Below are 5388 nucleotides of genomic sequence, written 5' to 3' on the forward strand. Positions count from 1 at the left end.
GTACGGTCTGGACGGTGACGATGTTCTCCAGGGCGGCGAAGATGGCGGTTACCTGTCGGGCGGCAACGGCAACGATTTTTATCTTATCAATAATCGCCACACCGCCATTTCATCGACCAATCAAGCGGGTGACCACGGCTACATCCAGGTCGACTGGTATAAGACCAACCAGAGCATTACCGATTGGACTTGGGCCCCAAACGTGCAAAAGCTGCCCTACTGGATTGACGCCCTGACCTTCGACAATATCCAGAATCTCGCCGAGAGCGCCAATCATGTGGTCAAGTACAACTTCGTCACGACGCCGCCCGCCGGCTTCGACGCGACGGACAAGGCTGGCTTCACACCCTTCACCGAGGCTGAAAAGGCGCAAGCGCGCCAGATCTTCGCCTACATCAGCAGCGTGCTCGACGTGCAGTTTGTGGAAACCACAGAGACTGACTCGCCCTACACCATTTCCCTGGCTAACAATAAGCAGCCCGCAAATTCCGGCGGATATGCCAACGAGATCTGGAGCGGCGGCTCCCGCATCCTCCTCAACGCCGACCCGCGCGTGCTGAATCCGTCGCGTGACGGCGGTTCGGAACTTAACTATGTCCTGATCCACGAACTGGGCCACGCCCTGGGCTTGAAGCATCCGTTCAGCCATGAAGACACGGTTGGCAACTCCGGCGACGGCCCCTATCTGCCTGATAGCGAAGACATGCGCACGCTCACCATGATGAGCTACAACGACAATTTTTCCGGCAAGGTGCCAATGTCGTATAGCCCGTACGACCTGGCGGCGCTGCAGTACATCTGGGGAGTTTCGAGCAAGGCCAACGCGGGCGACACGACTTATAGCCTCGACACCACGAAAGCCACCATGGTGTATGACGGCGCCGGCTTCGACACCATCGACTGGAGCGACGCGACCCAGAACGTCATGCTGGACCTGCGCTCCGGCTACCAAAGCTATGTCGGCCATAAGACCGAGCTGTTTAACTCGCCTGGACAACTAACCATCAACTTCGGCACCGATATCGAGGTAGCCAAGGGCGGATACGGCAACGACTCCATTATCGGCAACGGTCTGGCAAACAGCCTGATGGGGTATGAAGGCAATGACACCATCATAGGCGGCTACGGCGACGACACGCTGCAAGGCGGCGACGGCGACGACCAGTTGTTTGGCGATGGCGGTTTCGATGAAATTTACGGTTCGGCTGGCAACGACACCCTGCACAGCGGTGCCGACGGCGCCTACCTGGACGGCGGCGGCGGCGACGATACCTACATCATCGAAGACCGTTATACCGTCATTGCCCACAAGAATTCGGACGGCGACCGCGCCATCGTGCAGGCCGACTGGTTCAAGACGAACAGCGATCTGGCACATTGGGAGTTCGCACCCGGCGTACAAAAGCTGCCCTACTGGATCGACGCCCTGACCTATTCGAACATCACGGCACTCGAAGTCACGGCACCCCAGGACCATGTGATCAAGTACAGCTTTGTGACCACCGCGCCGGGCTACTTCGACGATACGGACAAGAAGGGCTTCCAGGCTTTCTCTGATGAGGAAAAAGCCTACGCTCGCAAGATCATGGACTATTTCAGCAGCGTGATCGGCGTGACCTTCGTGGAAACGAGCGATCCGGCCGAGCCCTTTACCATTGCCTTGGCCAACAATGCCCAGACAGACTCGGGCGGCTACGCAACCGAATTGAGCTGGGCCGGCGGCTCCAAGGTCATGCTGAACGCCACTTCAGACGTGATCCCCCCCCGCCTCGACGACTACTCCGAGATCAACCGTGTGTTGATTCATGAACTGTCCCATGCGCTAGGCCTGAAGCATCCTTTCTCCGATCCGGACTCGCGGGGCAATGTGGGCGATGGGCCTTACCTGCCAAAGGCGGAAGACGTGCACTCGCACACCGTGATGAGCTATACCGCAGACGAGCGCATCTTCTCGCTGTCGCTGTCTGGCCTGGATATCGCCGCGCTGCAGTATATCTGGGGCGCCTCATCGGCAGCCAATGCCGGCGATACCAGCTATCGCCTCGACGCGGGCCAGCCCAGCATGATTTACGATGGCGCCGGCAACGACACGCTTGACGGCAGCCTGGTCGGACAGGACATGGTCGTCGACCTGCGTCCMGGCTACTGGAGTTATATCGGCAAGAAGGCCGAGCTGATCACGGACAAGGGCCAGATCACGATCAACTTCGGCACCACCATCGAAAACCTGCTGGGCGGGGGCGGCAACGACAACCTCACCGGCAACGACGCCGATAATCTCATCGAAGGCGGCAACGGCAATGACCACCTGCGCGGCCTGGGAGGCTATAACTCACTAAACGGCGGAGCCGGCATCGACACCGCCGTCTACAGCGGCAAACATGCCGATTACGATATCCGCATCACCGCCGGCGTGGCGCAGATATTCAATTATTACTCTGAAGGCAGTGACATACTGACCGGCGTGGAGCGCCTGCAATTCAGCGACACCATGGTGGCGCTGGACTTCGACGGTACTGCAGGCCAAGCTTACCGCCTCTACCGTGCATCCTTCGACCGTGCGCCGGACTTGCCGGGCCTGGGCTATTGGATCAGCAAATTGGACAACGGCATGAAGCTGGAGCAGGTGGCATCCGGCTTCCTGTATTCAGACGAATTCCAGCGCCTGTATGGCAAGAACGTCAGCAATGCGGACCTGGTGACCAGCCTGTACAAGAATGTGCTGCACCGTGCGCCCGACGCTGCCGGCTTTGCCGACTGGACCAGCCGCCTTGAGCATGGTTTCTCGCGTGAAGCGCTGCTGTTGGGCTTTAGCGAGAGTGATGAAAACCACGCCGCACTGGTCGGCGTGGTCAAGGACGGCTTCGAGTACCAGCTTTACACTGGCACCTGATCAGCTGACTGCGACGGCGGGATTGCCTGCCGCGACGGTCGCGGTGGTGGTGCGCGCGATCACCGTGGCCGGTGCATTGCCGCCCACCAGCTTGTTCACCTGTTTGAACTGTGCCGTCAGCTTGGACGGCGTTACCGTCACCACCATATAACCTTGGGCGTCCGTGTTCAGGTGCTTGATCCATGGATTGCTGTTCAGGCCGGACAGCTGCTGCGCCAGGCCAAACAGGGTCGCGCTGAAATCGCTGCTGGCTTTCAGGCCGGTCAGCACTTGCGCCACGGTCGCATCCAGCGCCGCTTCCGGCACGCCCTTCGATGCCAGCGCGCCGCGCAGTTGCACGGAGATTTGCGCAGCCAGCGTTTCGACGGTCGGCGCGGCCTTGCCCATCGTGTAGTCCAGCAGATTGAATTCCAGCGTCACGGTGCCCAGGTTCGGCACCGGGATGGACAGCGGGTAGGACACCAGCGCGCCCAGACTGCCCAGCGACGCCGCGGCCTGCTTCAGATAAGTAAAGAAGGAGTCCGAGCTGACGCCTGCGGTCACCAGGTCGGTCATCACCGGCGTGCCGCCGTTGGCCGCATCGTAATCGTCGCTCACGGTGCCGGCGAAGAAGGAGTGGATATCGCCTGTCACCGCCACCACGTTACCGATATTGTTGGTCTTCAGGTGCGACATCAGCGCCTTGCGTTCGGCGTTGTAGCCGTCCCACTGGTCGCAGTTGATCAGGAAGCGGCGGAAGTACGGCGTCAACGCAGCCTGCTGGCCGGACGCCACCACGAAGGCGGAGTTGGCCTTGTTGGCTTGCACGTCCGGTTTGATGAAGCCGATCGCGATGGCTTGGGCCGCGGCCGTCGCTTGCGCCGTCGCGCCGCCCGCTGCCACGCTGGCCGCCTGGGTGAAGGCCAGCACCGCTACCGACGCCTGCGCCGAAGTCAGGCCTGCACCGGCAGCGGCCTGAAGACGTGCGCTGGTATCGCCACCGGCTGCCGCCGATGCCGCGATGGCGCCCGCTGCCGCCTGCGCGCTGGCTTGCGAGGCACCGGCAGTGACGGCAGCCACGATGGCGCCGGCCACCGGCACATTGCCGCCCGCTGCTGCTGCCGTGGTGCCAACCGACGTTGCCACGGTCGGAATGGCTTGCAGCGCCAGCAGGGTTGCGATGGCGTCGGTGCCGTTCAGACCCATGCGCAGCAGCGACACTTCATTGCCCCACAGCTTCCACGTTGCGGTGGATGCCTTCATGGTGCTCTTCCAGTAATCGCGCTGGGTGGCGCCCAGCATGCTGACGGCGTCCGGACTGGCGGCCAGCTTCTGCGCTTCGACAGCGTTGTACAGATCTTGCGGCACCAGGTAACGTGCGCCAATGCTGCCGATGGCGGTGCCGGTGGCCGGATTCGGCGAGGACTCCGGAATCACGTGATCGGTGCGGTACAGGCGCTCGTCGGTCATCACGATCTGGGCCAGTTTGCCGAAGCTGAAATCGCGGTAGATCTTGATGTTCTGGAAGCTGGTGGCGGTGCTGTCGAACGTCACGTCCGCCGGCATGTATTCGAACCAGGCCTGGTTGGCATTGCGGCGGCGCTGCGGCTGATGCAGATTCACGCCGTCGGCCGATTCATACGTTTCGGCATCCTGCCATGCATCGTCAGTGAATTCGTGGTCGTCCCAGATGGCGATGAAGGCGAAGCGCTCGTGCACGGCCTGCAGGCGGGTATCGGTGCGGTATTTTTTGTAGAGGTAGCGGTAGTCGGCCAGCGAGTTCGCATACTTGGCGCCGCTGCTGCCGTTCTTGAACACGCCGTCCGGCAGGGACAGCGCGGTGTGGCGGCTTTCCACGGAACCGCTCTGGAAGCCTTCACCTACCGTCTCGTAGATGTAGTCGCCCAGATGGACGATGAAGTCGAGCTGCTCGCTGGCGGCGATATTCGACAGCGCGCCCCAGTGATTGATGCTCCAGTCCTGGCAGGTCAGACAGGCAAACTGCAGCTGCGACACATCGGTGCCGGCCGCCGGCGCGGTCTTGAAGCGGCCCACATTGGAGCGCACATCGCCTGCGACGAACTGGTAATAGTAAGTGGTGCTCGGCGACAGTCCGGTGACCTTGTTGCGGATGGTGTTGTCGAACGCGGGATCGAGCGGCACCAGGGTGTTCAGCACCAGCGTGCCATCCAGCGCGGCATTGCTGCCGAGGCGCGCGCTGTTGTCGCTCGCCGTCACCATGATCTGCACCGCCACTTCGGCCTTGCCGGAAGGCTGGGCAGTATCGTCCACCGAGCTTGGTACGACACGGGTCCACAGCATGATGCTGTCCGGACGCGGATCGCCGGAAGCCACGCTCTGCGGGAACTTCCAGCCGCTGCCGGTCGCCGGCGACAGGCCATTGACCGTGCCCGCCGTGCCGCTGCCGCCGCCGCAACCGGCCAGGCCGGCGCTGGCTACCGATACCGTAACAAAGCCACCCAGTTTCAGAAACTGACGACGATCCATCTCCGCTC

At 61.8% G+C, this 5388-nt stretch carries 2 protein-coding genes; one reads left to right on the plus strand and one right to left on the minus strand.

The window, feature by feature from the left end; genetic code table 11:
• Nucleotides 1–2893: DUF4214 domain-containing protein (locus AB4Z11_RS21625; protein ID WP_442027587.1), on the plus strand; the 2893-nt coding region annotated here is incomplete at its 5' end.
• Here AB4Z11_RS21625 and AB4Z11_RS21630 read toward each other — a convergent pair.
• On the minus strand, nucleotides 2894–5380 hold the full coding sequence (locus AB4Z11_RS21630) for an alkaline phosphatase D family protein (protein WP_442027588.1): 2487 nt from the start codon (nucleotides 5378–5380) through the stop codon (nucleotides 2894–2896).
• Nucleotides 5381–5388: the final 8 nt, after the last annotated feature.

The sequence above is a fragment of the Pseudoduganella sp. RAF53_2 genome (assembly GCF_052113985.1).
Classification (GTDB): Bacteria; Pseudomonadota; Gammaproteobacteria; order Burkholderiales; family Burkholderiaceae_D; genus Rugamonas.

Bases quoted from the DNA above. Each gene is read 5' to 3' on its own strand.
- AB4Z11_RS21630 (WP_442027588.1), bottom strand. From the start codon at position 5,380: ATGGATCGTCGTCAGTTTCTGAAACTGGGTGGCTTTGTTACGGTATCG.